Annotated in this window: 28 protein-coding genes and 1 pseudogene; 10 read left to right on the top strand and 19 right to left on the bottom strand. The window is 65.9% G+C overall.

Annotated features, from left to right (window positions below):
- Positions 1-7 precede the first annotated feature (7 nt).
- Together ACFQZZ_RS09900 and dmpG are read left to right on the top strand one after the other, a co-directional pair.
- Positions 8-919 (top strand): acetaldehyde dehydrogenase (acetylating), encoded by a 912-nt coding sequence (locus tag ACFQZZ_RS09900; protein ID WP_378677175.1) that lies wholly within the window; start codon positions 8-10, stop codon positions 917-919.
- Positions 920-932: 13 nt separating this feature from the next.
- Positions 933-1,970, top strand: coding sequence for a 4-hydroxy-2-oxovalerate aldolase (gene dmpG, locus ACFQZZ_RS09895; protein WP_378677172.1), 1,038 nt, complete (start codon positions 933-935; stop codon positions 1,968-1,970).
- Between the two features lie 11 nt (positions 1,971-1,981).
- On the opposite strand, the gene ACFQZZ_RS09890 is transcribed toward dmpG, so the two are convergent.
- Positions 1,982-2,359 (bottom strand): DUF5615 family PIN-like protein, encoded by a 378-nt coding sequence (locus ACFQZZ_RS09890; protein ID WP_378677170.1) that lies wholly within the window; start codon positions 2,357-2,359, stop codon positions 1,982-1,984.
- A complete protein-coding gene (locus tag ACFQZZ_RS09885; protein WP_378677167.1) occupies positions 2,356-2,589 on the bottom strand; it encodes a DUF433 domain-containing protein in 234 nt (77 codons plus the stop codon). Before ACFQZZ_RS09885 ends, ACFQZZ_RS09890 begins: the two co-directional genes overlap by 4 nt.
- A 297-nt stretch (positions 2,590-2,886) precedes the next feature.
- Between ACFQZZ_RS09885 and ACFQZZ_RS09880 the strand changes: the two genes are divergently transcribed.
- Positions 2,887-3,420 (top strand): hypothetical protein, encoded by a 534-nt coding sequence (locus ACFQZZ_RS09880; protein WP_378677165.1) that lies wholly within the window; start codon positions 2,887-2,889, stop codon positions 3,418-3,420.
- A 22-nt stretch (positions 3,421-3,442) separates the two neighbouring features.
- Here ACFQZZ_RS09880 and ACFQZZ_RS09875 read toward each other — a convergent pair whose 3' ends face one another.
- From ACFQZZ_RS09875 to hsaA, 7 genes are read right to left on the bottom strand one after another with little or no spacing between them, the layout of a single operon-like run.
- Positions 3,443-3,883 (bottom strand): hypothetical protein, encoded by a 441-nt coding sequence (locus ACFQZZ_RS09875; RefSeq protein WP_378677163.1) that lies wholly within the window; start codon positions 3,881-3,883, stop codon positions 3,443-3,445.
- Positions 3,880-4,677, bottom strand: coding sequence for an SDR family oxidoreductase (locus tag ACFQZZ_RS09870; RefSeq protein WP_378677161.1), 798 nt, complete (start codon positions 4,675-4,677; stop codon positions 3,880-3,882). The genes ACFQZZ_RS09875 and ACFQZZ_RS09870 overlap by 4 nt, the downstream gene beginning before the upstream one ends.
- Positions 4,678-4,719: 42 nt before the next feature.
- Positions 4,720-5,619 (bottom strand): RNA polymerase sigma-70 factor, encoded by a 900-nt coding sequence (locus ACFQZZ_RS09865; RefSeq protein WP_378677158.1) that lies wholly within the window; start codon positions 5,617-5,619, stop codon positions 4,720-4,722.
- 56 nt (positions 5,620-5,675) lie between these two features.
- Positions 5,676-6,251 (bottom strand): 3-hydroxy-9,10-secoandrosta-1,3,5(10)-triene-9,17-dione monooxygenase reductase subunit, encoded by a 576-nt coding sequence (hsaB, locus tag ACFQZZ_RS09860; RefSeq protein ID WP_378677155.1) that lies wholly within the window; start codon positions 6,249-6,251, stop codon positions 5,676-5,678.
- A gap of 55 nt (positions 6,252-6,306) precedes the next feature.
- Positions 6,307-7,212 (bottom strand): iron-dependent extradiol dioxygenase HsaC, encoded by a 906-nt coding sequence (hsaC, locus tag ACFQZZ_RS09855; protein ID WP_378677152.1) that lies wholly within the window; start codon positions 7,210-7,212, stop codon positions 6,307-6,309.
- The gene (hsaD, locus tag ACFQZZ_RS09850) at positions 7,212-8,090 is read right to left on the bottom strand and encodes a 4,5:9,10-diseco-3-hydroxy-5,9,17-trioxoandrosta-1(10),2-diene-4-oate hydrolase (protein WP_378677149.1); all 879 of its coding nucleotides are present in this window, start codon (positions 8,088-8,090) and stop codon (positions 7,212-7,214) included. The genes hsaC and hsaD overlap by 1 nt, the downstream gene beginning before the upstream one ends.
- 8 nt (positions 8,091-8,098) lie before the next feature.
- The gene (gene hsaA, locus ACFQZZ_RS09845) at positions 8,099-9,262 is read right to left on the bottom strand and encodes a 3-hydroxy-9,10-secoandrosta-1,3,5(10)-triene-9,17-dione monooxygenase oxygenase subunit (RefSeq protein ID WP_378677147.1); all 1,164 of its coding nucleotides are present in this window, start codon (positions 9,260-9,262) and stop codon (positions 8,099-8,101) included.
- A gap of 198 nt (positions 9,263-9,460) precedes the next feature.
- Between hsaA and ACFQZZ_RS09840 the strand changes: the two genes are divergently transcribed.
- The 3 genes from ACFQZZ_RS09840 (at position 9,461) to ACFQZZ_RS09830 (ending at position 11,343) form a co-directional block, all read left to right on the top strand.
- Positions 9,461-10,672: a Rieske 2Fe-2S domain-containing protein gene (locus ACFQZZ_RS09840; RefSeq protein ID WP_378677145.1), complete on the top strand. Its 1,212-nt coding sequence runs from the start codon at positions 9,461-9,463 to the stop codon at positions 10,670-10,672.
- Complete coding sequence (locus tag ACFQZZ_RS09835) at positions 10,672-11,001, top strand: hypothetical protein (RefSeq protein ID WP_378677142.1); 330 nt, start codon at positions 10,672-10,674, stop codon at positions 10,999-11,001. The genes ACFQZZ_RS09840 and ACFQZZ_RS09835 overlap by 1 nt, the downstream gene beginning before the upstream one ends.
- Before the next feature lie 171 nt (positions 11,002-11,172).
- A complete protein-coding gene (locus ACFQZZ_RS09830; protein ID WP_378677139.1) occupies positions 11,173-11,343 on the top strand; it encodes a hypothetical protein in 171 nt (56 codons plus the stop codon).
- Positions 11,344-11,544: 201 nt separating this feature from the next.
- Here the strand turns inward: ACFQZZ_RS09830 and ACFQZZ_RS09825 are convergent, their stop codons facing one another.
- Positions 11,545-11,955, bottom strand: coding sequence for a cupin domain-containing protein (locus ACFQZZ_RS09825; protein ID WP_378677136.1), 411 nt, complete (start codon positions 11,953-11,955; stop codon positions 11,545-11,547).
- Between the two features lie 46 nt (positions 11,956-12,001).
- Positions 12,002-13,051 (bottom strand): saccharopine dehydrogenase NADP-binding domain-containing protein, encoded by a 1,050-nt coding sequence (locus ACFQZZ_RS09820; RefSeq protein ID WP_378677134.1) that lies wholly within the window; start codon positions 13,049-13,051, stop codon positions 12,002-12,004.
- A gap of 95 nt (positions 13,052-13,146) precedes the next feature.
- On the opposite strand from ACFQZZ_RS09820, the gene ACFQZZ_RS09815 reads away from it, so the two are divergent.
- From ACFQZZ_RS09815 to ACFQZZ_RS09805, 3 genes and pseudogenes are all read left to right on the top strand, one after another.
- Positions 13,147-14,070, top strand: a complete 924-nt coding sequence (locus tag ACFQZZ_RS09815; protein ID WP_378677131.1) for an AraC family transcriptional regulator — start codon at positions 13,147-13,149, stop codon at positions 14,068-14,070.
- Between the two features lie 139 nt (positions 14,071-14,209).
- Positions 14,210-14,674, top strand: a pseudogene (locus tag ACFQZZ_RS09810) (phosphotransferase); the annotation flags it as partial.
- 9 nt (positions 14,675-14,683) lie between these two features.
- A complete protein-coding gene (locus ACFQZZ_RS09805; RefSeq protein WP_378677128.1) occupies positions 14,684-14,809 on the top strand; it encodes a hypothetical protein in 126 nt (41 codons plus the stop codon).
- Here the strand turns inward: ACFQZZ_RS09805 and ACFQZZ_RS09800 are convergent.
- Together ACFQZZ_RS09800 and ACFQZZ_RS09795 are read right to left on the bottom strand one after the other, a co-directional pair.
- Positions 14,802-15,554 (bottom strand): DUF427 domain-containing protein, encoded by a 753-nt coding sequence (locus ACFQZZ_RS09800; RefSeq protein ID WP_378677126.1) that lies wholly within the window; start codon positions 15,552-15,554, stop codon positions 14,802-14,804. The two genes, ACFQZZ_RS09805 and ACFQZZ_RS09800, sit on opposite strands and share 8 nt — an antisense overlap.
- 41 nt (positions 15,555-15,595) lie before the next feature.
- Positions 15,596-16,426 carry an NAD(P)H-binding protein gene (locus ACFQZZ_RS09795; protein ID WP_378677123.1) on the bottom strand — a complete coding sequence of 277 codons (831 nt, stop codon included), beginning with the start codon at positions 16,424-16,426 and terminating at the stop codon, positions 15,596-15,598.
- A gap of 196 nt (positions 16,427-16,622) precedes the next feature.
- Between ACFQZZ_RS09795 and ACFQZZ_RS09790 the strand changes: the two genes are divergently transcribed.
- Complete coding sequence (locus tag ACFQZZ_RS09790; protein WP_378677120.1) at positions 16,623-17,969, top strand: DUF2716 domain-containing protein; 1,347 nt, start codon at positions 16,623-16,625, stop codon at positions 17,967-17,969.
- A 59-nt stretch (positions 17,970-18,028) separates the two neighbouring features.
- Here the strand turns inward: ACFQZZ_RS09790 and ACFQZZ_RS09785 are convergent, their stop codons facing one another.
- The 6 genes from ACFQZZ_RS09785 to ACFQZZ_RS09760 all read right to left on the bottom strand — a co-directional run bounded on the left by ACFQZZ_RS09785 (position 18,029) and on the right by ACFQZZ_RS09760 (position 25,351).
- The gene (locus ACFQZZ_RS09785) at positions 18,029-18,463 is read right to left on the bottom strand and encodes a MarR family winged helix-turn-helix transcriptional regulator (protein ID WP_378677118.1); all 435 of its coding nucleotides are present in this window, start codon (positions 18,461-18,463) and stop codon (positions 18,029-18,031) included.
- A 1,139-nt stretch (positions 18,464-19,602) separates the two neighbouring features.
- Entirely contained in the window at positions 19,603-20,658 is a 1,056-nt protein-coding gene (locus ACFQZZ_RS09780) for an acyl-CoA dehydrogenase family protein (protein ID WP_378677115.1), read from the bottom strand.
- On the bottom strand, positions 20,655-21,686 hold the full coding sequence (locus ACFQZZ_RS09775) for an acyl-CoA dehydrogenase family protein (RefSeq protein WP_378677112.1): 1,032 nt from the start codon (positions 21,684-21,686) through the stop codon (positions 20,655-20,657). The genes ACFQZZ_RS09780 and ACFQZZ_RS09775 overlap by 4 nt, the downstream gene beginning before the upstream one ends.
- Before the next feature lie 91 nt (positions 21,687-21,777).
- Entirely contained in the window at positions 21,778-22,920 is a 1,143-nt protein-coding gene (locus tag ACFQZZ_RS09770; protein ID WP_378677109.1) for an acyl-CoA dehydrogenase family protein, read from the bottom strand.
- Positions 22,920-23,798 (bottom strand): enoyl-CoA hydratase, encoded by an 879-nt coding sequence (locus ACFQZZ_RS09765; protein ID WP_378677106.1) that lies wholly within the window; start codon positions 23,796-23,798, stop codon positions 22,920-22,922. The genes ACFQZZ_RS09770 and ACFQZZ_RS09765 overlap by 1 nt, the downstream gene beginning before the upstream one ends.
- Positions 23,798-25,351 carry a FadD3 family acyl-CoA ligase gene (locus ACFQZZ_RS09760; protein ID WP_378677103.1) on the bottom strand — a complete coding sequence of 518 codons (1,554 nt, stop codon included), beginning with the start codon at positions 25,349-25,351 and terminating at the stop codon, positions 23,798-23,800. The genes ACFQZZ_RS09765 and ACFQZZ_RS09760 overlap by 1 nt, the downstream gene beginning before the upstream one ends.
- Between the last annotated feature and the right edge of the window lie 115 nt (positions 25,352-25,466).

Genomic DNA, 25,466 nt, shown 5'->3' with positions numbered 1-25,466 from the left:
GCCAGCCGTGTCCGAAACGGGGACCGTCACCGCCGCGATCGTCGGATCCGGCAATATCAGCACCGATCTGCTGTACAAACTGCTTCGCTCCACCACGGTGGAGCCGCGGTGGATGATCGGGATCGATCCGGAGAGCGAGGGTTTGAAGCGGGCTCGCGGGCTCGGCCTGGAGACCTCGGCCGAAGGCGTCGACTGGCTGCTCGGCCAGTCCGAGCTCCCCGACCTCGTTTTCGAGGCGACCTCGGCGTACGTGCATCGCGCCGCGGCGCCGAAGTACGCGGAGGCCGGTATCCGGGCGGTCGATCTCACGCCTGCCGCCGTCGGGCCCGCGGTGGTGCCGCCGGTGAACCTCGGCGCGAACCTGGATGCGTTGAACGTCAACATGATCACCTGCGGTGGCCAGGCCACCATCCCGATCGTCGCGGCGGTGTCGCGGGTGGTCGAGGTGGCCTATGCCGAGATCGTGGCCTCGGTGTCGTCGGTGTCCGCGGGACCGGGCACCCGCGCCAATATCGACGAGTTCACCAAGACCACCAGCCGCGGCGTCGAGACGATCGGCGGCGCGCGGCGCGGCAAGGCGATCATCATCCTGAACCCGGCCGAGCCGCCGATGATTATGCGCGACACTATCTTCTGCGCGATTCCGGAGGATGCCGACACCGACGCGATCGCCGAGTCGATCCACCGGATGGTCGCCGATATTCAGCAGTACGTGCCCGGTTACCGGCTGCTCAACGAGCCGCAGTTCGATCCGCCGTCGGTGATTTCCGGTGGTATGGCGAAGGTTTCGGTGTTCGTAGAGGTCGAGGGTGCGGGTGACTTCCTGCCGCCGTACGCGGGCAACCTCGACATCATGACCGCCGCCGCCACGCAGGTGGGCGAGGTCATGGCCAAGCAGATCGTCTCGGCCCGGGTGTAAGGAGCTTTCAACCATGACATATTCCGCAGAACTCGACATCCGCGTCACCGACACCTCGCTGCGTGACGGTTCGCACCACAAGCGCCACCAGTTCACCGGCGACGATGTCCGCAATATCGTCGCGGCGCTCGACGGTGCCGGGGTCCCGGTCATCGAGGTGACCCATGGCGACGGCCTCGGTGGCTCGTCGTTCAACTACGGATTCTCGAAAACCCCTGAGCAGGAACTGGTCAAGATCGCCGCGGAGACGGCGAAGCAGGCCAAGATCGCCGTGCTGATGCTGCCGGGCGTCGGCGTCAAAGAAGACATCAAGGTCTCCCAGGACAACGGTGCCTCGATCTGCCGCATCGCGACCCACTGCACCGAGGCCGACGTCTCCATCCAGCACTTCGGCCTGGCACGCGAACTCGGCCTGGAAACCGTCGGCTTCCTGATGATGTCGCACACCCAGCCGCCGGAGGCGCTTGCCAAGCAGGCCCGCATCATGGCCGACGCGGGCTGCCAGTGCGTGTACGTGGTGGATTCCGCCGGAGCCCTTGTCCTGGAACAGGTTTCCGACCGAGTCGCCGCCCTGGTCGCGGAGCTGGGCGACGACGCCCAGGTCGGCTTCCACGGCCACGAAAACCTGGACCTCGCGGTCGCGAACTCGGTGTACGCGGTCCGCGCTGGCGCCAAGCAAATCGACGGCAGCGCACGACGTTTCGGCGCGGGCGCGGGCAACACCCCCGTCGAGGCGTTCGTCGGCGTCTGCGACAAACTCGGCGTCAAGACCGGCATCGACTTCTTCGCCATCGCAGACGCCGCCGAAGACGTCGTCCGCCCCGTCATGCCCCAGGAATGCCTCCTGGACCGGCAGGCCCTCATGATGGGCTACGCGGGCGTCTACTCCAGCTTCCTCAAGCACGCCGAACGCCAAGCCGAACGCTACGGCGTCTCCGCCGCCGAGATGCTCGTCCGCGCAGGCAAGCGCAAGCTCGTCGGCGGCCAGGAAGACCAGCTGATCGATATCGCCCTCGAACTCCAGCGCGAACAGGCGGTTGTCTCCGCCTGATGCTGGTTCGCTCAGTTCTCGCCTGATGGGTCGCGATCGGTGTGTGCGACGAGCCGATCGCGACCCAGTTCGATGACCGCACTCTGACTCAATAGCGTCACAACGTCGTCCAGGTGGTCGATGAAGAGCTGAAGCAGGGCGGCATTGGCAATGTTTCCCGTGGATACGAGCAGCAATGATCGAGGCGATCCATCGAGGAGGTGGCCGATCCAGAAGTCGCGGTCCTTGGTGACAACTATGCGACCTTCTCGATCGGCCAGTGTGGCGATGATCGTGTCGGTCGTCCGATTTCCTCGCTGCAGCTCGGACGTGTGCACGACGTCATGACCTGTAGTTTTCAGGAATGCTGCCAGCTTGGCGGGCAGCTGTGCGTCGATGAGAAACTTCACGCCGCGTTGAACGGGATCGTTGTCCGCTGGGCAGTCACGATCGCGGCGTACTCGAGCGCCGCAAGGATGTCGTCGGTTTCCAGATCGGCATAGTCATCGAGTATTTCCTCGATGCTCATGCCGGCTGCCAGCAGCTCGAGGAGCATCTCTACCGGATAACGGAGACCACGCACCACCGGTTTGCCGTGGCACACGGCGGGGTCCGAAGTGATGCGATCCAGTCTGGACATGCCTGCATTCTACCGGTTGGTCACTCAGGGATCAGATGAAACCGACCGCGCGACGACACGCCCCATCGCTCGGTCCGAACTAGCGAGCGCCGGGCTCGCAACTTCTCCCCCCACCGCCTGATTCGACTCCCTCGAGGGCGTTTCCTCTTCGGTAGCGGGCTCCTATACTGGCCAATGCAAGCCTGGTCGGGTGTTGGGATCGGAGTGGTCTTCGGCGGTCGGCGTTCGATGGATACACAATCGAGGTCGCTTTGCGGGTCGGGTGTAGCGGCCGACGCCTCTCTCGAGGAGGGCTCCATGGCTGATCCGATTCACACGAAGGTTTGTCTGACCTGCCGGGAGTACCACGATCCGGTGTTGGCGTTATTTCTTGTTCCGGAACCATTGGTACGCGGTGGGTGCATCCTCCACCTGTTGGAGCAGGCCCCACTCGGCACGGATGTCGAAGCACCGCATCTCGATGCCGAGTTGATGGACTTGGTGCAGACGCAGGTCGAGCCGAACAGTTCGGTGCGTGCGGAGTTCCGGGATTTCTCCGCGCTGCTGCCCGACTATGCGCGCACCCGCGCCATCCTCCACGATCACTTGATCACCGACCCCGCGCCGATCGGCCTCGACACCACCGACCCCGCCGACATGGTTCGCCTGGCATCGCTCCCGGAGCTGCCGATCGGCCCGCGCCGCGTCGACGACTTCCAGGACTATGCCGTCCGCACCGCAATGCTGGCCATCTACCGCCACTTCGAAATAGACCAGCGAATCCCGTTGCTCTACCACGGCTACGCCGACCCCACGAACGGCTGGCTCGCTCTCCGCGCCGCCTCCGCCTGACCTCCGAATGAACCGCGACCGGTCACCGAACCGGTCGCGGCTCGCTGCTTCCTCTCGGGCTGTGCGGTAGACGACCGGCCACTACCAGGAATGGGAGCGGCAACACCACGCCCATCGACAGTACGGCCATCATTGCGGTTGCCTCGGCTGTCGAGAGATGCGCCAGCATCGTGGCGTGGATGACCACATGCAACGCAGAGAACACCAGGAACGAGCAGAGTCCCGCGTATACGAGCCCACGCGTCATGGTCGCCGCGCCTGCGCCGAGCACCACCGCCATGGCCAGATTCTGCGCGCCGTAGTCGAGCAGCAGATGTTGGTTGTACGGCAGGTGCATCGATACCCACGGGATCGAGTAGAACGACCGAGGGGACAGCATGATCCAGGACCCGAGGACGAGTTGGATTGCCGTGAGGACAATCATTCCGGCCCGCAAACCGCCGTGCGCCTGGGTCGTCATCATCGCTTTCCTCGATAGGAAACGCTCGCCGCATTCGCGTGCACGGCAAGGTACTCCTCGAACGTGATCTTGCCGATCGGGTGCTCGGGCGCGAGGTTTCCACCCTCTCGAAAAGCGCGGAAAGTCTTGCCCGGCAGCCGGATCGGTACGATCGAACGCCGCCGTCCGATGGCCTGTAGATACGCGCGGGCAAGGTCGCGGGCTTCGCGCACCTGTGGGCCCGCGATATCCGGCGCGCGGCCGATCGGCGCGGCGGTCGCGAGTTCCACCACCCGGTTGGCCACGTCGCCGGTGTCGATGGGCTGGAACCGCAGGTCCGGCACGAGCATCACCGGCAGCTTGGCCGTCCCGGCGAACATCACCCGCAGCAAGTCATGGAACTGCGTAGCGCGCAGGATCGTGTAGGGCAGCCCTGACTCCTCGACAATCCGCTCGGCCGCCAATTTCCCGCGGTAGTAACCGAGCGGCACCTTGTCCACACCGACGATCGAGATGTACACCAGGTGCGGTGAACCGGTTCGTCGCGCGGCTGCCACCAGCGTCCGGACGCCCGCGACGTCTTTCCTGCCGTTCATCGCGGTCGCGCAGTGCGCCACCACGTCGACTCCGGTCAACGCCGCGTCGATGCCATGGCCGGATTCCAGGTCCGCGGTTGCCCACTCATAGGGCGCGCCGTCCTCGGACCGCCGTGCGCGCCGGCTCATCACACGCGTCACCTGCCCGGTATCGATCAGCTGGTCGACTACCACCCGGCCGAGCGCGCCGGTGCCGCCGGTCACCAAGATTGATTTGTTCACGGTCCCTCCGATGAAGTGCTGTCATCTAGAGGAACCGGCGACTCACTCGGAATGTGACAGTGCATCCACCTGTCGAGCAAGGAACCCGAGTTTTTCTGGGTTGGTCACTATCCGCAGCGCTGCGATCCGTCCGTCGAGGACGTCTGCGACGGCGACTCCGCGCAGCACCCCGCCATCCACGCCGACGAGTGCGGGCTGGCCGTTGACCTCGGCAAACCCAATCTCCATCGCGGTGGCAAATCTACCGAATCCACCTGCGAGATATCGGGCGACCCGCTCGGCACCCACCACCGGACGGCGTGCCGAGCTGATTTTGCCGCCGCCGTCCGCCACCGAGATCACGTCGGCGGTGAGCATCTCCTCGAGGCCTCGCAGATCACCCTCCCGCGCCGCGGCGAAGAACCGTTCGACGAGTTCGTTGCTCTGTCGACGATCCGGCTGGAAGCGGGAGTGGCCGTCATCCACTCGCTCTCGGGCGCGCCTGGACAACTGTCGGGAGTTCGCCTCCGACAGTTCCATGATCTCCGCGATCTCGCGGTAGCTGTAGGCAAACGCCTCCCGCAGCACGAATACCGCGCGCTCGGCCGGGGTGAGCCGTTCCAACAAGACCAGCAGGGCGAACGACACGGAGTCGCGCTGCTCGGCGGACTCCAGCGGGCCGAGCGCACCCTCCGCCGTCAGCACCGGCTCCGGAAGCCACGGACCGATGTATTCCTCCCGCAGTGCGCGCGCCGCGGTGAGCCGGTTCAGGCAGAGATTGGTGACGACTTTCGCCAACCACGCGGACGGCGAAACTATCGCTGCCCGATCGACTCCGCCCCAGCGGACGAAGGCGTCTTGAACCACATCCTCGGCCTCTTCCGCCGATCCGAGCATCCGATACGCCACCCCGAACAGCCGCCCCCGCTGTCCCTCGAATTCCTCCGCTGAACCACCTGCCACCCGCGTTACCCTGCCACATCGAACAACGGCCACAGCTGAACGACTGACACACCTTGCTACAGCCAGGTATCCAGTGTTGTTGTGGTGAGGAAGTGCTCGAGGTCGTGACGCCAGGGGGCCGGGACGGTTTTGTCCGGTTCGATGGCACTGTATTGGCCTCGGTAGAACAACAGCGGCCTGCCGGAGGTGGTCGACTCCGACAGGGCCAGCACTCGGCCGATCACAATGAAGTGATCGCCGCCGTCGACGACGCTGTCCACCACGCACTGGATGGTGGCCAGGGCGTCGTCCAGGAGCGGAAGCTCCAGTTCTGAGGTGTGCCAGCGTGTTTCGGCGAACTTGTCGGGTTCGCGGGAACCGAAGCGGGCACACAGCTGCTGCTGTTCCTCGGCGAGGACGTTCACGCAGAAGCGTCCGGACTGTTCGATCGCCGCCCAGGACCTGGAGGTCTTGGTGGGGCAGAACAGGACGAGAGGTGGTTCGAGGGAGAGGGCGGCGAACGACTGGCAGGCGAACCCCATCGGCGCGCTTTCGCCGTCGAAGGTGGTTATCACCGTGATGCCGGTGGCGAACTGGCCGAGTACGTTGCGGAACTGGCGTCCGTCGACCGCGGGGTATTCGTCGGTTGTCATTGTGTTGTTCGCCCTGTTCATCACCGCTAGCGATCGCTTGCGGGTCGCTCGAAAGTTATTGCTGTCGCTGTCCGACCGTGAAGTCGTGGCCCCACAGGCTCACCGCGGTGGATTCCCGGGCGATCCATGAATGATCGTCGACTTCGAGACCCTCGCAACCGAATTCGACATCGAATCCGCCAGGAGTCTTCATATAGAACGACAGCATCTTGTCGTTGACGTGCCTGCCGAGCGTCGCGGACATCTTCACCTTCTTGCGCAGCGCGCGGTCGAGGCACAGCCCGACGCTGTCGGAGCCCTCCACCTCGAGCATCAGGTGCACGATGCCGCTCGGGGTCGGCATGGGCAGGAAGGCCAGCGAGTGGTGGCGCGGATTGCAGCCGAAGAAACGCAGCCAGGCCGGTTCGCCGTCGGCGGGCCGCCCGACCATCTGCGGTGGCAGCCGCATCGAGTCGCGCAGCCGGTAGCCGAGTACGTCCCGGTAGAACGTCAGCGAGGCCTGGTCGTCCTTCGTGCTCAGCACCACATGGCCGAGTCCCTGTTCGCCGGTGACGAACTTGTGCCCGTAGGGGCTGACCACGCGCCGATGCTCCAGCGCAGCACCGTGGAAAGCCTCGAGCGTGTTGCCCGAGGGGTCCTCGAAACGGATCAGTTCATCGACCCTGCGGTCGGCCCGCTCCGCCGCGGTGCCCTCCTTGAAGGCCACCCCGGCCGCGTCCAGTCGATCCCGAATATCCTGCAGCTCACCGGCATTGGCCGTCTCCCAGCCGGAGACCTGTAGCTGGTCCTTGTCGCCGGGAACGATGACAAGCCGTGCGGGGAAGTCGTCCATGCGCAGGTACAGCGCGTTCGGATCGCCGCCCTTGCCCTCGACCATGCCGAGTACCTTGAGTCCGTACTCGCGCCAAGCCGCCATGTCGGTGGCCTCGATGCGCAAATACGCCAGTGATCGAATGCCCATCACTTCTCCTTGACGCCGGCGAGGAAGTCGCTTGCCAGCCGGTTGAATTCGTCGAACTTCTCCAGCTGGGCCCAGTGCCCGCAACCACCGAACACGTGCAGCTGAACCCGCGGAATCATCTTTGTCGCAACCAAAGCGCCGTCGAGTGGATTCACGCGATCCTCTCGGCCCCAGATGAGCAGTACCGGCTGGCGCAGCTTGTACGCCTCCCGCCAGATCATGCCCTTCTCGAAGTCGGCTCCGGAGAACGACTTTCCCATCGCCCTTGTCGCCGCCAGCGACTCCGGCGTGCTGGCCGAGGCGAAGCGCTCGTCGATCAGTTCTTCGGTGATCAGTGACTGATCGAAGACCATGATCCGCAGGAACGCTTCCAGGTTCTCCCTGGTCGGCTCGTAATTGAACTTCGCGAGGTTTTTCACGCCTTCGGTCGGGTCCGGCGCGAACAGGTTGACGCTCAACCCGCCAGGGCCCATCAGTACCAGCTTGCCCGCGCGATCCGGGTAGTCCAGCGCGAACCGCACCGCGGCGCCGCCGCCGAGCGAATTGCCGAGCAGATGCACCCGGCCGGCGATCTGCAGGTGGTCGAGCAGATCCTTCAGCGCCGTCGAGCTGTGCACGAAGTACTGCGGATGGTCGACCGGCTTGTCCGACTGCCCGAACCCCGGCTGATCCACGGCGAGCACATGAAAATTCCGCGCCAGCACCGGGATGTTGCGCGCGAAATTCGACCAGGAGGAAGCGCCGGGCCCGCCGCCGTGCAGCAGCACGATCGTCGGGCCGTTCCCGACCCCGGCTTCGTGGTAGTGCAGGCGCAGATCGGGCCGCACCTGCGCGTACCGCGAGGTCGATTCGTAGGTGAGCTCTACTGTCGAGGTCACAAAGTCTCCTAGACCATGCCGTCGGTGACCGGCAGCCCGAACTCGTGGGTGCCGTACATGACATAGGCGCGCTCGGGATCATTGGCCGCGTGCACCCGGCCCGCGTGTGCGTCACGCCAGAAGCGCTGCAGCGGAGTGCCGTTCGCGAGTGCGGTGGCGCCGGAGCTCTCGAACAGCTTGTCGATGGAGGCGATCGCCCGGCCGGTGGCGCGGACCTGATCGCGCCGTGCCCGCACCCGCAGGTCGAACGGAATCTCCTTGCCCGCCACCAATAGTGCGTATTCGTCGGCGACATTGCCCGACAGCTGCCGCCACGCGGCATCGATATCGCTGGACGCCTCGGCGATACGCACCTTGGCGAACGGGTCGTCCTTGGCCTTCTCGCCCGCGTAGGCGGCGCGGATGCGCTTGCCCTGGTGCTCGACATGCGCCTCGTAGGCGCCGTAGGCCATGCCGACGATCGGGGTCGCGATGGTCGTGGGATGGATAGTGCCCCACGGCATCTTGTACACCGGGTCGGTGTTCTGCTCCAGGCCGGGCGAGGCGAGCTCGCTCATCTTGCGGAAGCTGAGGAACCGGTGCGACGGCACGAAAACCTCTTCGACCACAACGGTATTGGAGCCGGTGCCGCGCAGGCCGACCACATTCCACACGTCATCGATGCGGTAGTCGGTGCGCGGGATCAGGAAGCTGCCGAAGTCGACCGGCTTGCCGTCCTTGATCACCGGGCCGCCGAGCACCGCCCAGGTGGCGTGGTCGGAGCCCGAGGACCAGGCCCACGCGCCCTTGACGATGTAGCCGCCCTCGACGACCGTGCCTGCGCCCATCGGAGCGTAGGACGACGAGATGCGGACCTCGTTGTCTTCGCCCCACACGTCTTCCTGTGCCTGCTGCGAGTACAGCGCGAGGTGCCAATTGTGCACGCCGACAATGCCTGCCACCCAGCCGGTGGAACCACACGCGCTCGCGATCTTGCGGACCGTGTCGTAGAAGGTCACCGGATCGGCCGCGTAGCCGCCCCACTGCTTGGGCTGCAGCAGCCGGAAGAACCCGGTCTCCTGCAGTGCCTTCATCGACTCGTCTGGGATGCGCCGCAGGTCCTCGGCCTCCTGCGCGCGCTCGCGCAGCGTCGGCAATAGCGCTTCGACCCGTTCGGTCACTTCTTGCGTCATCTCGGGACCTGCTCCTGCCTGGTCGGATTGATAACCGGTACTCATTTGCCTCTGAGACTAGAACAGGTTCCTATTTCTGTCGAGAACGGGTGTTCATCTCGGGGAAAGTACGGACATGTGCTGGAAGTAGGCCGAATCGCTGGCGTGGAACGCGACATTTTTGTAACGTGTTCTAGTACAGAAGGAGGAGGAATCGCGATGGCAGTTACCCCACAGGGGAGCGGTGCGAAGGTTCGAGAGCTCGATGTGGGCTCCGCACCCACCCGATATGCGCGGGGATGGCATTGCCTCGGCCTGGCGAAATCGTTCCGCGACGGTAAGCCGCACGCGGTCGAGGTGTTCGGCACCAAGCTTGTGATCTGGGCCGATACCAATGACGAACTGCGGGTGCTCGACGCCTACTGCAGGCATATGGGTGGCGACCTGACTATGGGCGAGATCAAGGGCGACGACATCGCCTGCCCGTTCCATGACTGGCGCTGGGGCGCGAGCGGCAAGTGCACCGCGATTCCCTATGCGCGGCGGGTACCGCCGCTGGCGCGCACCAGGAAGTGGACCACGCTGGAGCGCAACGGTCAGCTGTTCGTCTGGCACGACCACGAGGGCAGCCAGCCGCCGCCGGAAATCACCATCCCGCACATCGAGGGCCCGTACACGGACTCGGCCGGCAATCCGACCGAGCAACTCGACAGCGGCTGGACCGACTGGACCTGGAATTCCATGCTGATCGAGGGCGCGAACTGCCGCGAGATCATCGACAACGTGGTCGACATGGCGCACTTCTTCTACATCCACTTCGCGTTCCCGACGTACTTCAAGAACGTCTTCGAGGGGCACATCGCCACTCAGTTCCTGGAGACCAAGGGCCGTCCCGACATCGGTATGGCTTCCAAGTACGGCGGCGACACCCTGCTGAAGTCGGAGGCGTCGTACTTCGGGCCGTCCTACATGATCAATCCGCTGATCAATATCTACAGCGGGTACGAGGTCAAGAGCGTCCTGATCAACTGCCACTATCCGGTGACGCAGGACTCTTTCATGCTGCAGTGGGGCATCACACTGGAGAAGCCGCAGGGCGTCGACGGCGAGATGGCCGACAAGCTGGCCGCGAAGATGACCGAGGGCATCAGCGTCGGCTTCCTGCAGGACGTGGAGATCTGGAAGCACAAGTCCAAGGTCGAAAACCCGCTGCTGTGTGAGGAAGACGGCCCCGTCTACCAGCTGCGCCGCTGGTATGACCAGTTCTACGTGGACCTGGCCGACGTGACGGAGAAGATGACGCAGCGCTTCGAGTTCGAGGTGGACACCACCAAGGCCAATGAGGCGTGGGAGGCCGAGGTCGCGGAGAATCTGCGGCGCAAGGCGGAAGTCGATGCGGCCGAGGCGAATCAAGCGGAGGCGGGTGTCTGATGGCGGCGACCTGGGCCAAAGCACCCGACTTCGCCGACCAGCCGGCTCGGCGGGCCGCGGTGCGGGCCCAGACCGTGGTCGACAAACAGCGCTACCTGGAGGACGGCCTGACCCCGCTGCGGTGTCAGGCCTGTGACAGCGAAGTCCTGGTGCGGAAGAGCAGCTCGCACCAGACCTCCGTGCAGTGGAAGGGCGATCCCGCCGCCCACTGCCCGGTCTTCGCCGAACTCGCGGCCAAGGGAAACGCGCCCGGCCGCCCCGACACCTGCCCGAACCTGGAGAAGACCATCAAGTGGGCGGTGGACGAAGGCGTCATCGAAGTTCCGTGACACCGGATCCGGCCTGAGTGGCCATTTCAGACGGCTATCCCGGATATGGCCGCCGGACCGGGAGCAACGTCGAGGGTGGTGGATATCGACACCTTGGGTCGGTTTCCGCAGCGGAGGCCGGGGACAACCGTGGGATGGGCAATTATCCGGTTCAGCTATCAAGGAGTCGAGATGAACCACACAACCCCCCACCCACGAGATGACACCACCCCCGGCCACCTACTCGCTCGGTTGGCGATTGTCACGACCACCGCGGCGGTCGCCACGATCGGCCCCGGCCTCGCAATCGCCCAGGCCCTCGCCGGTAAAAATCACAACGAGGTGATGGTGACCGGCCGATAGGTGTCGAAGGCTCGGCTCCACCGTCGGTCCTGCCATACACATGCCGCGGTGGGACTCGCTGCCCAACCGGGCTGTGCTACGCCGGCGCGGGCTCACCCATGGAGTGATTGGTGAGCTTGATCGCTGGCGTAGCGCCGCGTGCACCAACCGTGTCGCATGAAATCCGAATCTACGGGCACTAGCAGGGCCCGAACACGCCGCTCAGTCCAAACGGAAGTCGGCGAAATCGAAGCCGGGTGAGACGATGCAGCTCACCAGTGCATAGTCCGCGCCCGCGGGTCGCGCGGCCTGGCTGACACCGCCGGGCACCACCGCCTGCAATACCTGACCGTGCTCGACATCGGGACCGAGGATGATCTCCTCGCCTCCGATATCGAGCACCAATGGTCCGCCGCGGTGCCACAGCCACACCTCGTCCGACTGCACCGTGTGCGGTGCGGACTCCTCACCGGGCAGCAGCAAGAAATAGATCCCGGTCGCGCTCGCGCGCGTACCTGTGTATCCCTCCGGCATGAATTCCACTGCGCTGCGCCATGTTTCCCGATACCACCCGCCCTCCGGGTGCGGTTCCAGATCGAGTGCGACGGCAAGCGGCGGTCGATTGTCGGTCATGGTCCGACTATGCCTGATCACTGTGCGCGAACGACGGCGCCCGAGCTCATCGTGTTTCGATGCGCCAGCTGATGCCGAAGGGGGTGAGGGCGTCGAGGAAGTCGGTGGCGTCGAAGGCCTCGGCCGCGGCGAGCGCGCCTGCCTTCGCGGTGCCGTCGGTGAGTCGGACCGCGGCCTCTACGGCCATCAGCGCCGAATCGCGGTAGGTGTGACCGCCGCTCACAATGCCGCGGGCGCGGCCGCCATCGGTGCCGTAGGCGTCGACGACCAGGTCGTAGCGCAGATCCGAGCTGGGATGCTCGGGCAGTGATTCGATGATCTCCTCGGTGAAGCCGCTCAGGGTCTCGTGGAGCTTTGTGGGGACCACGCCTTCGACGAAGGAGACGTTCGAGTGGCGGGGGACGCTAAGCACCGGCGGCAGTGGGAATTTCGAGACGGCAGTGGGCTCGGTGTCGCCCGGGATGGTCATCTCGGTGTGCCGGGCTGTCGCGTCGGTACGGAATTCACCGTCCGCGTAGTGCCAGCCGCCGCTGCGGAACCAGTCGAGGTTGGCGAACACTGTCTTCGCGCTGCCCTTGGAGCCGTTTCCGCCGCTTTTGCTCAGATGGCTGAGCACGATTTCGGCGGGACCCGTTACGGCGCGGGACGTCAGGTAACCGAGCAGGTCGCCGGGCAGGCTGCTATCGGTGATCCCGGAAACGACGGTGACTCCGGCCGCCTCAGCGCGGGCCGCGTAGTCGTCGAGCACTCGCTGCAGGAATCGCTGCTCGCCGGAAATATCCGTGTAGTGCGAACCGGCATCGATCGCGGCCGCGAGCACTGCCTCGCCGTTGTCGCTGTAGGAGTGCAGGCTGCTTATCACCGCGTCGGCGCCGGTGAACGCGGCAACCAGGGCGCCGTGGTCGGTGAGGTCCGCGACCCGGATCTCCGCGGCCGGGACTCCCGCGGCCGCGGCGGCCTCGTGCATGCGATCGGCATTGCGGCCCACCAGGATCGGGGTGATGCCGCGGCGGTTCAGTTCGGTGAGCAGGTGGCCGCCGGTGACTCCGGTCGCGCCGTAGACGGCGATCGTCCTGGTGGTTTCCGTGTTTGTCATGATTCAAACGATATGGCTACATGATGAGCGAATCCATGGCTGTGTGGCTCACTTTTATGTCTTGAACACTCATCTGTAAGCGCTATGGTGAAAGGGTGGACATTCTCAGCGAGACCATCGCCGCCATCCGCACAGGCAACCCGGTATCCGGCATGTTCGTCCGGCATGCTCCGTGGGGGCGCAGCTACCCGGTGGTGCCCGGCTCGAGCTTCCATGTGCTGCTGCAGGGTTCCTGCTGGCTGGTGCGCCCGAACGGAGAGCCGGTCGCGCTCGGCGTCGGTGACGTCCTGTTCATGCCGCGCGGCGCCGACCACGATCTGGTGGACCGGCTGGACAGCCCGGTCACCGAGAAGGCGCAGCCTGGGGAGCCGCGCGAGATCGTCGGGCCCGGTGCCCGGACCGCATTGCTGTGCGGGGCATACGAACTCGGCCGACAGCGCAGCCACCCGCTACTCGACGAGCTACCCGAATTCATCCATCTCCCAGCCCGTCCCGGCCGCCATCCGTCGCTGCGCGCGGCCGTCGACCTGCTGGCCGCCGAGGTCGCCGAGCCTCGGCAAGGCACTGACGCGGCGGTGCCCGCCGTGCTGGAGACCTTGCTGCTGTTCATCCTGCGGGCCTGGTTCGACGAACAGGCCGCGGCCGATGAGCCCGCCTCCGGCTGGGCAGGCGCATTCGCCGACCCGGCCGTAGCCGCCGCCCTGCGTGCCGTGCACGAAGAACCCGACCGCATCTGGACCGTCCCCGACCTCAGCGATATCGCGGGCGTCTCCCGCGCAACCCTGGCCCGCCGCTTCACCGCCACCGTCGGCGAGGCGCCCCTCGCCTACGTCACCCGCTGGCGAATGCTCACCGCGGCTCGGCTCCTGCGCGATACCGACAGCTCGCTGAGCACTATCGCCCGAAAGGTCGGCTACACATCGGAATTCGCCTTCGCCAAGGCATTCAAACGCGAATACGGCGAAGCCCCAGGGCAATACCGCCGCGCCGAGGACAAGCCGCCACTCATCGCGGTCTGACCTGCCGGGGCCCGCGGGCCATGCGCGCCGGATAGTCAGGAGTAAGAATCAGGATGGAACCGGCCCGCCGCGCACAGCTGATCGAGACGCACCGTGCACTGCTGAGCCAGCTGTTGCCGGGTGACGACGTGACACCGCGATACGCGCCACACTGCCGGTCGCACCCGAGGGCCGATGGGCCGAATTCGCCGACGGCGTTCGCGAGGATCTGTATCCGCTGATGAGCGACCGAGGGCGGGCGCGTGCCACCCGAGAACTGGCGGTGCTCGATGCGCTGCCGCACCGCACCACGGCGCTGGTGCACGGAGATCTCGGCGGCGAGAACCTGTTGTGGGAGAACGGCGCGGAAGGACCCATACTGCGCGGGATCGTCGACTGGGACGGCGCATGCCTCGGCGATCCCGCCGAAGACCTCGCCGCGCTCGGCGCGGGATACGGCTCGGACTTGCTGCGCCCGATTCTGGAACTGAGCGGCGATTCCGACAGCAGTCTGCCGACCAGGATCGCCGCCATCCAAGGAACTTTCGCGTTGCAGCAGGCCTTCGACGCCCACCACGACGGTGACCACGTGGAACTGGCCGACGGGTTAGCCGGATACCGCTGAGCTCACTGCTTGCGTATCGGGTTCGGCGCCTTGTCTCAGGCCGATCGGCTCGACATCGCCTGTCCGAGCGTTGGATTGCTGCTCGTGGACTTCGTCGATGCCCACGGCATCGGCTTCTACTCGTTGGTCAGCTGAAAGGCGTGTGCGGGCGTTCCTGGAGTTCGCCGTCGACGTAGATATCGACCTTCTCGTTGTAGAAGCAGGCGAGGCCCGCGATTTTCTGGCTCTCCGGCAGCGGTGTGCGATAGCCCCACACGATGTCGGTGTGCTCCTTGTCGCCGATGCGGACGTTCCAGTAGTCGGCGGTGCCTTTGTAGGGGCAACTCGAATGAGTCGGTGAGGTGGTCAGCAAGTCCATGCGCACGTCGGTCAACGGCAGGTAATACCTTGCGGGGAGCCCGGTTTCGAAGAGGATTCGCGGCGAATGGGAGTCGGCGACGGTGACGCCGTCGATCTCGACGCGCACATGCCGCGAGCTGGCCAGGATGTCGACTCGGGAGTATGGATCGCGTGGATGGACGTAGACCGGCTCGTCCTCTTCGAACCATTCGCCCATCGAGTTCCAGTCCAGCCGGACCAGATCGTTGAGTTCGGGCAGCGGAGAATCGTGGTAGCGCAATGCGGCGCCCGCCGCGGTGGCGCCGTCTACCACCACGTCGTATCCGGTCGCCTCACCCCGGCTGGGGGAGTGCTTGCCGGTGCCGCTCGGTTCGAGCTTCGCGTGCAGATCCGCGACCGGCAGGTAGTAGGTCGGGTAGTGCGGGCTCTCCCAGACCAGGACCGGCCGAGCCGTATCCGCAACCAGTTGTCCGCCGAGATAGACCCGCACCCGCTTCTGGCTCGTCTCGATCTTGACGCGGCCCCGCTTCTCTTCGGTCATAGTTCCCGACCGTACTCCGCAATGTCGACGGAAATCCGAAGTCAGTCGACCGCCCATACTCCGGTTGCGGCGACGGTACGTGCGTAGTCGGCGAAGTCGCGCGGTTCACGGCCGAGGATCTTCTGGACTCCGTGTTCTACCCGGGCGTTGCGCCCGTCCATGAGCTTGGTGAACAGGTAGATCGACTGCTCGACCGCGGCCGCCGACATGCCTTGCGCGGTCAGTGTCGCGGCATAGGCGTCGGGTGACACCTCGGCGAATCGGATGTCCCGCCCGCTGGCCGCACCGATCTCGGCGACCGCGTCGGCGAAGGTCAGCAGGCGCGGCCCGGTGAGTTCGTAGATCGCCCCCGAATGCCTCGGCTCGGTGAGCACGGTCGCCGCGACATCCGCGATGTCATCGGCATCGATGAACGCCTCACCCACCGCGCCGACCGGCAATGCCACTCGGCCGGCCCGCACATCGTCGAGGAGAAAACCTTCGTCGAAGTTCTGGTCGAACCAGGCGACCCGCAGGATCGTCCACTCCGCACCGGAGTCCTGTAGTCGCCGCTCGCTGTCCAAGCCGACCTCGGCCCGTTGGCCGGACAACATGACCAACCGCCGGGCGCCCGCGGCAACCGCCTGCTCGGCGAACGCGCCGATCACTTCCGGCGCCCCAGGCATTGCGGCATCGGGGGAGTACACAACGAAAACGGCGCTGATCCCGTCCAACGCGGCGGCCCATGTTGCCCGGTCGACCCAGTCGAATCGGGGGGTTCCCGCGGTGGAACCCACCCGCACCGACCGGTTTGCGGCACGAAGGCGCCGCACCAGGCGTCGACCGCATTTGCCGGTCCCGCCGAGCACAAGCGTCTGCGCTGTCTCCAACATGCTGCTCCGTTCGACCGAAGGGAATCTGGCACGCAAGGGTTCCGACCCGGCGGACGCTACAGGGATTGCCTGGACGAGTCGGCGCAGGCGCGCCGGGCCGGGCGGACGTCCCCGATCGCACCCCGGCGTGACCCGCGTTCCGAAGATGCCGATCCGGCTTCGCGAGAGTGTCCTTTGCAATGGGAAGATCTATGGAATGGGCTCGACGACAGAGAGCATCGAGGAATTGTTGGCACTGCACGATGCCCAGTTGCGTGGTCGACTGCCGGTACCGCCGCCGGTCGGCGGCGTCGTCGAACAGGACGGTCCGGTTGTCCGAATCCACTACGGCACCCACGCGACCATCGATCATCGCGCACTACCCACCGAGGGACTGGATGAGCTGATCGCCCGCCAGCGCGACGCCTGTGCTGCACGCGGTGAGCCCGTGGAATGGAAGGTCTACGCACACGACAGTCCGCCCGACTTACCACAGCGACTGCGCGCGGCGGGATTTATCGCGGGCTGGGAACGCAGCGTGCTGGTCGCGCCTGTGCAGCAGATCGCCACTACCGACCCGCTGCCATCGTTGGCAGAGGTGGTCGAGGTATCCGAACACCGATACCTTCAGGACGTTGCCCTGTTCGTGGCCGGAACCGGACCACAGCCAACCCGTTTCACCGAGTTCCTTGCCGATGGCCGGATGTTGCGCTGGGCGGACCACGTGCTGGTCGCCAGGCACGATGGACGGATTCGGGCCGCCGCGTGGGCCGAATATCTCGCGGACACGAACTTCGTGTCCATCGGTGGGATCACGGATCCGGAGCTGATGTTCGCAGACCACCTGTGCGCGTGGGATTGGCAGCGCTCGGACTCGATCGGCTCGAACCGCACCGCCGATCGGCGTTACGTGGTGGCCGAGGCCGACGGTGCGCTGCAATCCGTACTGGAAACAGCGGGCATGCGCGTCATCGCCACCGTCACTGCCTTTCACTGGATTCCCGAAGACCCACCCGCAAAAACGCGCCCGGTCCGGCAACTGTTGGACGACCCTGAACACAACACCCTGTGGGATCGCTTCTATACCGAGTTCGAGTTTCGTCCGAGCACCACCACCTCTCCAGGCATTACCGAACCGACCGCATCGGCAACCTGGCATCTGGGAGCTCTCGATCGGACGGACGCCGGATCCGAACAGGATGGCGTGGAACAACTTCAGCGCATCATCAGCGCCGGCCTGCTCGCGTGCAGAAAGCCCGGCGAGGTGATCTATTGGCTCGACTGGCACCATGCCGGATATCGCTTCGATCCGAGCCGGGTGGGTGGCACGGGCCAGCCGAACTGGCCCGGTTCCGCATGCCCAGACGGTGACTACTACATCTACCTGACGCCCGATTTCCGGCTCGGAACCTTCGGTCACCCATGGGAGTACACGTTGTGTGTATTCGGCGACCAGCTGTTGGCCGAGGTCGAGGCACAGATCACCGACCTACTCGGCGCTCCCATCCGCCGTGGCGGCCGATCCGTCGGGAACACCTGGGCATTCGGCACCGACGCCCCATAGCAATACCGGCCCGGATCAGCACCGAGGCGCTGAAGAACGGTCCGCGCCGACTGATTCCGCTAGTACTGTGGCGCAGCCTTTTTCAGGGCCTCCAGCAGTTCGTTCAGATCTGTTTCCATTCGGGCGAGTCGGTCGGTGTCGAACTCGGATAGTCGGGTCACGAGTGCGGTGCCGAAGGCGCGGCGTGCGTGGTGCAGCCGGTCGCGTCCAGCCGGGGTGAGTTCGACGACCACGGCCCGGGAATCCTCTTGGTCCTTGCGGCGGGAGGCGAAGCCGTCCGTGACAAGTCGGCCGATCAGCGCCGTTGCCGCCGGCTGTGAACATCGATCGATGCGGGCGAACTCGCTGACCCGCACGGCGCCGTGCTCCTCGAGCACCGCCAGCGCTCGCAGCACGGCACGCGGCAGATCGTCGCCGCTGATCACCCCGGCCAGCCGGGTCAGCCGACCTGCGGTGACGAGCAGATTGACCACGCTGTCTTCTGGTGATGCCACCCGAGCCTGCTGCACCCAAATATTATTACATAGGCTAACTATGTCAGGCTCGGAACCACAACACCGCAAGGAAACGAAAACTCGGCTGACCTGAACAATCGGGCCGCACCAACCCTCTTCCCGATCCCGAATATCTCTACAACGCCACCACAGCCAGTCCTCACGCTGGAAGCCGTGTGCCTGCCTCCCCGGGTTGCGGAAGACAAAGTCGGGTACCGCACCTGACGTGCCCAGCACTGCCTTGATAACCACCCCAACGCAACCTGTTCTCCGTCACCGGGCCGAGCGGGGTGCGTTCCGGGAACGAACCCACCACGATGCCGTCCCGGAAAGGTACGCCCACCCGGGTATTACCGGGCAGTGCTGGGCACGTCGGGTGCCGTACCCGGCTTACCTCCCGCAGTCAGGTTCGTGGTGTCGAGTTCCGGCGTGGTCATCTGGCTGTGGTTGCGTCTCGAGCAGTGATCCACCGGCAGAAGTCGTACCCACCTCACACCCCGTGTCCCCACCGCGCACCCGGTATACGGGGTGTTTGGTTGGGGCACGAGGTGTTTGGACCGGGTGAGGGCGATGGGGTTGGGGTTGGGGTTGGGGTTGGGGTAAGCATTGTTCGTTGCTCCGGAAAGGTGCGCCTACCCGGGGATTACCGGGGCAGTGCTGGGCGCGTCGGGTGCCGTACCCGGCTTACCTCCCGCAGTCGGGTGCGTGGTGTCGAGTTCCGGCGTGGTCATCTGGCTGTGGTTGCGTCTCGAGCAGTGATCGGCCGGCAGAAGTCGTACCCACCTCACACCCCGTGTCCCGACCTCGCACCCGGTATATGGGGTGTTTGGTTGGGACACGGGGTGTTTGGACCGGGTCGGGGAGATGGGGTTGGGAGTAGGGCATTGTTCGTTGCGCCAGAAAGGTGCGCCTACCCGGGATTACCGGGGGCAGTGCTGGGCGCGTCGGGTGCGGTACCCGGCTTACCTCTCGCAGTCGGGTTCGTGGTGTCGAGTTCCGGTGTGGTCATCTGGCTGTGGTGGCGTCTCGAGCAGTGATCCACCGGCAGTCGCACCACCTCACACCCCGCGTCCCCACCGCGCACCCGGTATACGGGGTGTTTGGTTGGGGCACGAGGTGTTTGGACCGGGTGGGGGTGGCTAGGCGGGGTGGGGGAGCGGCCTTCGGGGTGTGCCGAATAGTTGGGCGTCGCCGTGGGCGCGCTTGAAGAACAGGTGCGCGTCGTGTTCCCAGGTGATGGCGATGCCGCCGTGTAGTTGGACTGTTTCGGCCACGATGGTGCTCAGCGCCTCGGAGCAGTGGATGCGCGCGGCCCAGACGTCTTCTGCGGCCGACGGACTGTTCGTGGCGACGGCGGTGGTCGCCGCGTACGAGGCGGACTTGGCAGATTCCAGCAGCACATACATGTCGGCCATGCGGTGCTTGAGTGCTTGGAAGCTGCCGATCGCGCGGCCGAACTGCACACGGGACTTGGTGTATTCGACCGTCATGTCCAGGCACTGCTCGGCTGCCCCGACTTGCTCTGCGGCTACTGCGGCCCAGGCGATTTCGTGCAGGCGTGCCGTGACCGCCGCCGGATCGCCTGCGTCGAGCTTGCGTGCGGCGACCGCAGCGAAGGTGACCTCGGCGAGCTTGCGCGTCGGGTCCATGGTCGGGAGGGCGCGTCGGGTAATGCCCTCGGTTGCCGCCTCGACTTCGAACAGCCCGGAGGGCGTCACCACGATGAAGGTGTCCGCGTGGATGCCGTCGAGCACATAACTGGCGGTGCCGGTGAGTGTTCCGTTCTCGGCATACACGCCGGGCTCGTCCCAGCCGCGTTCGCCCGCCCAGCACACCGCGATTGTGCGGGTCCCCTCGGCGACCTCGGGCAGCAGCCGCTTGCACGCATCGGCATCGCCGGACAGCAGCACGGCTTGGGTGCCGAGCACGGCCGAGCCGATCATCGGGACTCCGGCGAGGGTGCGCCCGAGTTCACTGACCACCAGGAGGGATTCGACAAGACTTGCGCCGAAGCCGCCGTATTCCTCTGGAATCGCCAGTGCGGCAACCCCGATCTGCTCGCACAGCAGCCGCCACAACGCCTCGTCGTAGCCGAGTTCGGTGTCCATGCCCGCGCGTACCGCGTCGCGGCCCGCATGCTTGGCGAGCAGTGCACGAACGGAGTTGACGAATTCGAGATGCTCGGTAGTGGTCATACCGCACCTCGCAGCGCGCGGTCGCGTACCGCTTCGTCACGCAGTGCGCGGGCGATTCGCGAGCGGTGCAGATCCGGTGTGCCCCATGCGGACCGGAGCGCGGTGACTTTGGTCAGCCACAGCGACAGGTCGTACTCGGCGGTATAGCCGATGGCGCCGTGCACCTGAAGGGCGGCTCGGGCCGCCTGGTAGGCGGCGTCGCCGCAGGCGACAACGGCCGCCGACACATCGCGGCCTCGGGTGGTGTCGGCCATCGTCAGTGCGGCGCGGAACAGCAATGGCTCGGCGAGGTCGAGGCCGATCAGCACGTCGGCCAGCTTCTGCTTGACGGCTTGGAATTCGCCGATCGGCTTGCCGAACTGCTTGCGCTGCTTGGCATATCCGGTCGCGGCGTCGAGCAACGCCCGCCCGGCGCCGAGCAGCTGCGCGGCGGCGGCAAGGGCGCCGGTGTCGAACGCCACCGCGATGGCCTCGGACACCTGCTCGCCCGAGGCGACAACCTCGTCCGAGGCGACGGTGAACAGGCGCCGAGCCGGATCGACCGACCGCACCAGACCGGTCCGGTGCGCGGTATACAGCTGGTCGCCGTCGGCGATGAGCACCACCTCCGCGGTGTCCGCATCCAGCGCGAGAGTGCCCTGATCCGGCGCGGCGAAGGCCACGGTCCCGAGCGCGGCGCCGTCCGCGAAGCCGGGCAGCCACCGTGCGGCAAGTCCGGCGTCCGGAAGGCCCTGCAGCAGCGCGGGAATCGCGGCAGCGGTCTCGACAAGAGGTCCTGGCGCGGCGGCCCTGCCGATTTCCAGGAATGCGACGACGAGGTCGATCGGATCGGCGCCGATGCCACCGTTGCTTTCGTCCACGGCCAAGCCGAGCACGCCTGCGCCTGCCAGCTGGCGGATCAGCGACCGGCCGGGCCGGGGATCGCCTGCCGCCCAGGCGCGCACCGCCGCGGGGGTGCGTCCGGCATCGAGCAGCTTGCGCACACTGGTGCCGAAGTCGAGTTGTTCCGGGCTGAGCGCGAATCTCATCGAGCCCTCCTTTCCATACGCGACTCCCGCGTCGTAGAAGCAGACCAATAGATGGCTCGAGACGGGTAGACGCCGGACAGGTATTGCACACTCATCGGCTGCTCCCTCTCGGTAGTCCGAGCAGTCGCTCGGCGATGATATTGCGCTGAATCTCATTGGTGCCCGCGTAGATCGGGCCCGACAGCGAGAACAGGTAGCCGTCGGTCCACGGTCCGGACCGCTCGGCGGCGCCGCCGAGTACCTCCAGCGCGGTCTCGTGCATGGCGATGTCGAGTTCGGACCAGAACACCTTGGTGATCGAGGATTCCGCGCCGAGCTTGCCGCCCTCGTTCAGCCGGGTGACCGTCCCGAAGGTGTGCAGCCGGTAGGCCTCGCTGCCGATCCAGGCGTCCACCACCGCATCCCGCTGCGTGGTGTTGGTGCGGTCGCCGGTGTCGAGCCACAGATCGATCAGTCGCTGCGCGGTCGCGCTGAACCGGCCCGGGCTGCGTAGCGAAAGGCCGCGCTCGTTGCTGGAGGTGCTCATCGCCACCCGCCAGCCGTCGTTCGGTTCCCCGATCACGTCGCGATCGGGCACGAAGACGTCGTCGAGGAAGATCTCGGCGAAACCGGGCTCGCCGTCGAGCTGGGGGATCGGGCGCACCGAGACGCCGTCGGCGGTCAGCGGGAACATCATGTAGGTGAGCCCGCGATGCCGCTCGGCCTCGGGATCGCTACGGAACAGCCCGAATGCCCAGTCCGCGAACGACGCTCGCGAACTCCAGGTCTTCTGTCCGCTCAGCAGCCAGCCGCCCTTGGTGCGGCGCGCGGTGGACCGGATGCCCGCCAGGTCGCTGCCCGCCTCTGGCTCGGACCAGGCCTGCGCCCAGATATCGTCGCCGCGCGCCATCCTCGGCATGATGCGGTCCAGTTGCTCCGGCGTGCCGTGTTCGAAAAGCGTCGGCGCGAGCAAGAAGATGCCGTTCTGGCTGACTCGCCCCGGCGCCCCGGCGGCGTAGTACTCCTGCTCGAATAGCACCCACTCCAGCAGTGAGGCGTCGCGGCCGCCGTATTCCGGCTGCCAGGAGACGACCGAGAGGCGCGCGTCGGCGAGGGTGCGTTCCCACTCGCGGTGCGCCTCGAAACCGGCCTTCGTATCCATCGAGGGCAGCGGTTTGCCGGGCTTGTTGGCAGCGAGGAATTCGCGGACTTCCCGCTGGAATTCCTGGGTCGCCTTGTCGAGATCCAGATCCACTACGCTGTCCCGTTCTGCTCTGCTGTCGCCTTCATGGATTTGGCGTTCATGCCGCCCAGTGAGTCGGCGCCGACCTCGGCATTGTGTGCGTGCGCGAAGTGGTGCAGGCCGAATACCGAATCCATGCCCGTGCGCATGCCCATGAGGTCCTCGGCCTGGTTCACCGCCTTCTTGGTCAGGGCCAGGCCGAATCGCGGCATGGTCGCGATCTTTTCGGCGAGCGCCAGGGTCTCGGCCTCGAGCTCGGCCCGCGGCACCACCCGGTTGACCATGCCCCACTCCTTGGCCTGCGCCGCACCGAACCGGTCCCCGGTGAACAGGAACTCCTTGGCCGCGCGCGGCCCCATCACCCAGGGGTGCGCGAAGTATTCGACACCCGGGATACCCATGCGGACAACGGGATCGGAGAAGAACGCATCGTCGGACGCGACGATCAGATCGCACACCCAGGCCAGCATGAGGCCGCCCGCGATGCACGCGCCCTGCACCATCGCGATGGTCGGCTTCGGAATCTCACGCCAGCGACGGCACATGCCGAGATAGACCTCGAGCTCACGTGCGAACCGCTGATCGCCGCCGACCTTGTCGACATGGTCCCACCACAGCGCGGCCTTGTTCGGGTAGCGCACGTGATGATCGCGACCCGGCGTGCCGATGTCGTGTCCGGCGCTGAAGTGTTTTCCGTTGCCCGCCAACACGATCACGCCGACCTCGTCGTCCTCGACAGCGCGCTCGAATGCGGCGTCGATGGCATAGGTCATCACCGAGTTCTGTGCGTTGCGGTAGTCCGGCCGATCCAAGGTGATGATCGCGATCCGGCCGCGCCGTTCATAGGTGACGACGTCTCCCTCGTCGGGAACCCCGGCTTCGTCCGACATTACGACTTCTCCTCACGTAGTTGACGCTTGAGCACTTTCCCGGCGGCGCTGTAGGGCAGCTGATCGCGGAATTCGATGAACCGCGGCACCTTGAAGTTGGCCAGCACGGTGGTGGCGTGGGCGAGCACCTGGTCTTCGCTCAAGGCGGATCCCTGCTTGCGGACCACGTAGGCCTTGCCGACCTCGCCCATCCTGGTGTCCGGCACGCCGATGACCGCGGATTCGGCGACGCCGTCCAGGCGGGCGAGCGCCTGTTCCACTTCCGCCGGATATACGTTGAAACCGCCGGAGATGTACATGTCCTTGAGCCGGTCGGTGATCTTCAGATAGCCGCGTTCGTCGAGCGTGCCGATATCGCCGGTGTGCAGCCAACCATCGGAATCGATGGTCTCGGCGGTGCTTTCGGGGTCGTCCAGGTAGCCGAGCATGACGTTCGGGCCGCGCAGCAGTACTTCGCCGTCGGGGCCGAGGCGCAGCTCGAAATCGGCGATCGGCCGCCCGCAGGTGCCCGCGATGGTCGCGGCGTCGTCGTCGGCGCGGCACATGGTGCCGAACCCCGCGGCCTCGGAAAGGCCGTAACCGGTGATGACGACATCGAAGTCGAGCTCCGAACGCATCCGCTCGACCAGCACAACCGGCACGGTCGCCGCGCCGGTGACCGCCACGCGCAGCGTGCTCAGGTCGAACTTGTCGCGGTCAGGGAAGTCGAGAATCGTCTGATAGATCGTCGGCGGCCCCGGCAGCACCGTGATCTGCTCCGCGCTGACCAGACGCATGGTGGCAGGCACATCGAACACCGGCTGCGGGACGATCGTCGCCCCGGTGACCAGACAGGCGAGGATGCCAGCCTTGTAGCCGAAGTTGTGGAAGAACGGGCTGACAACCAGGTAGCGGTCGGTGCCGGTGAGGGTGGTGCACTCCGCCCATGCCCGCACCACCGAGAGCGCCTGCCGGTGCGCGACCAGGGTGCCCTTGCTGCGCCCGGTGGTGCCGGAGGTGAACAGTATGTCGGAGATGTCGTCGGGTTCGACGGCGAGTGCGCGCTTCTCCGCCTCGGCGACGGTGACCTGCTCCGCCGCCACGGGCAGCTCGGACCAGTTCAGCACGTTCTTGCCCACGGCCTCGGTGCCGGGTTCGACCGGGATGACGACGATCGTATCGATCGCCAGTTCCGGTGCGGCAGCGCGCAGTTCGGTGAGCCGATCGCGGCCGAGGAAGGTGCCCGCGATGAACAGCGCCTTCGCGTCGACCCTGGTGAGCACGTCGGCGGCCTCGTCGGCGACATAGCGGGTGTTGAGTGGGACGAGGGCAGCGCCGGCGTAGTGGGCGGCCAGCGCCGCGATCACCCAGTGGTGGGTATTGGGTGCCCACATGGCGACCCGGTCGCCTGCCTGCACCCCGCGCGCGATCAGTGCCCGCGCCACCTCCTGGACCGACGTCAGCAGCTGCGTCCAGTCGAGCCGGACGTCGCCGTCGCCGACGGCGGGTGCGGCGCCGAACGTGCGTGCGGCGTCGTGCAGTGCCAGCGGTGTCGTTTGTGCAGGGGTTGTCACGGTTGTCCTCACCGTCGGTGCGGTCGTTGATGCCGATACTCAGTCAAAGTCACCAGACTGGGCCCAATTCGATGGACTTTAACAAAGCAAGTGCTTGGTAGGTTATCCTACCGGC

It is taken from the genome of Nocardia sp. GCM10030253 (assembly GCF_042675075.1).
Taxonomy (GTDB): domain Bacteria; phylum Actinomycetota; class Actinomycetes; order Mycobacteriales; family Mycobacteriaceae; genus Nocardia.
Note: the sequence above shows the minus strand (reverse complement) of the source record. Positions and strands in the feature narration are given on the sequence as shown.

What these genes read in the sequence shown, in the direction of transcription:
- dmpG (WP_378677172.1), top strand. Translation starts at nt 933, where the DNA reads ATGACATATTCCGCAGAACTCGACATCCGCGTCACCGACACCTCGCTG.
- ACFQZZ_RS09885 (WP_378677167.1), bottom strand. Translation starts at nt 2,589, where the DNA reads ATGTCCAGACTGGATCGCATCACTTCGGACCCCGCCGTGTGCCACGGC.
- ACFQZZ_RS09880 (WP_378677165.1), top strand. Translation starts at nt 2,887, where the DNA reads ATGGCTGATCCGATTCACACGAAGGTTTGTCTGACCTGCCGGGAGTAC.
- ACFQZZ_RS09875 (WP_378677163.1), bottom strand. Translation starts at nt 3,883, where the DNA reads ATGATGACGACCCAGGCGCACGGCGGTTTGCGGGCCGGAATGATTGTC.
- hsaB (WP_378677155.1), bottom strand. Translation starts at nt 6,251, where the DNA reads ATGACAACCGACGAATACCCCGCGGTCGACGGACGCCAGTTCCGCAAC.
- hsaC (WP_378677152.1), bottom strand. Translation starts at nt 7,212, where the DNA reads ATGGGCATTCGATCACTGGCGTATTTGCGCATCGAGGCCACCGACATG.
- hsaA (WP_378677147.1), bottom strand. Translation starts at nt 9,262, where the DNA reads ATGACGCAAGAAGTGACCGAACGGGTCGAAGCGCTATTGCCGACGCTG.
- ACFQZZ_RS09840 (WP_378677145.1), top strand. Translation starts at nt 9,461, where the DNA reads ATGGCAGTTACCCCACAGGGGAGCGGTGCGAAGGTTCGAGAGCTCGAT.
- ACFQZZ_RS09835 (WP_378677142.1), top strand. Translation starts at nt 10,672, where the DNA reads ATGGCGGCGACCTGGGCCAAAGCACCCGACTTCGCCGACCAGCCGGCT.
- ACFQZZ_RS09830 (WP_378677139.1), top strand. Translation starts at nt 11,173, where the DNA reads ATGAACCACACAACCCCCCACCCACGAGATGACACCACCCCCGGCCAC.
- ACFQZZ_RS09825 (WP_378677136.1), bottom strand. Translation starts at nt 11,955, where the DNA reads ATGACCGACAATCGACCGCCGCTTGCCGTCGCACTCGATCTGGAACCG.
- ACFQZZ_RS09820 (WP_378677134.1), bottom strand. Translation starts at nt 13,051, where the DNA reads ATGACAAACACGGAAACCACCAGGACGATCGCCGTCTACGGCGCGACC.
- ACFQZZ_RS09800 (WP_378677126.1), bottom strand. Translation starts at nt 15,554, where the DNA reads ATGACCGAAGAGAAGCGGGGCCGCGTCAAGATCGAGACGAGCCAGAAG.
- ACFQZZ_RS09795 (WP_378677123.1), bottom strand. Translation starts at nt 16,426, where the DNA reads ATGTTGGAGACAGCGCAGACGCTTGTGCTCGGCGGGACCGGCAAATGC.
- ACFQZZ_RS09790 (WP_378677120.1), top strand. Translation starts at nt 16,623, where the DNA reads ATGGGCTCGACGACAGAGAGCATCGAGGAATTGTTGGCACTGCACGAT.
- ACFQZZ_RS09780 (WP_378677115.1), bottom strand. Translation starts at nt 20,658, where the DNA reads ATGACCACTACCGAGCATCTCGAATTCGTCAACTCCGTTCGTGCACTG.
- ACFQZZ_RS09775 (WP_378677112.1), bottom strand. Translation starts at nt 21,686, where the DNA reads ATGAGATTCGCGCTCAGCCCGGAACAACTCGACTTCGGCACCAGTGTG.
- ACFQZZ_RS09765 (WP_378677106.1), bottom strand. Translation starts at nt 23,798, where the DNA reads ATGTCGGACGAAGCCGGGGTTCCCGACGAGGGAGACGTCGTCACCTAT.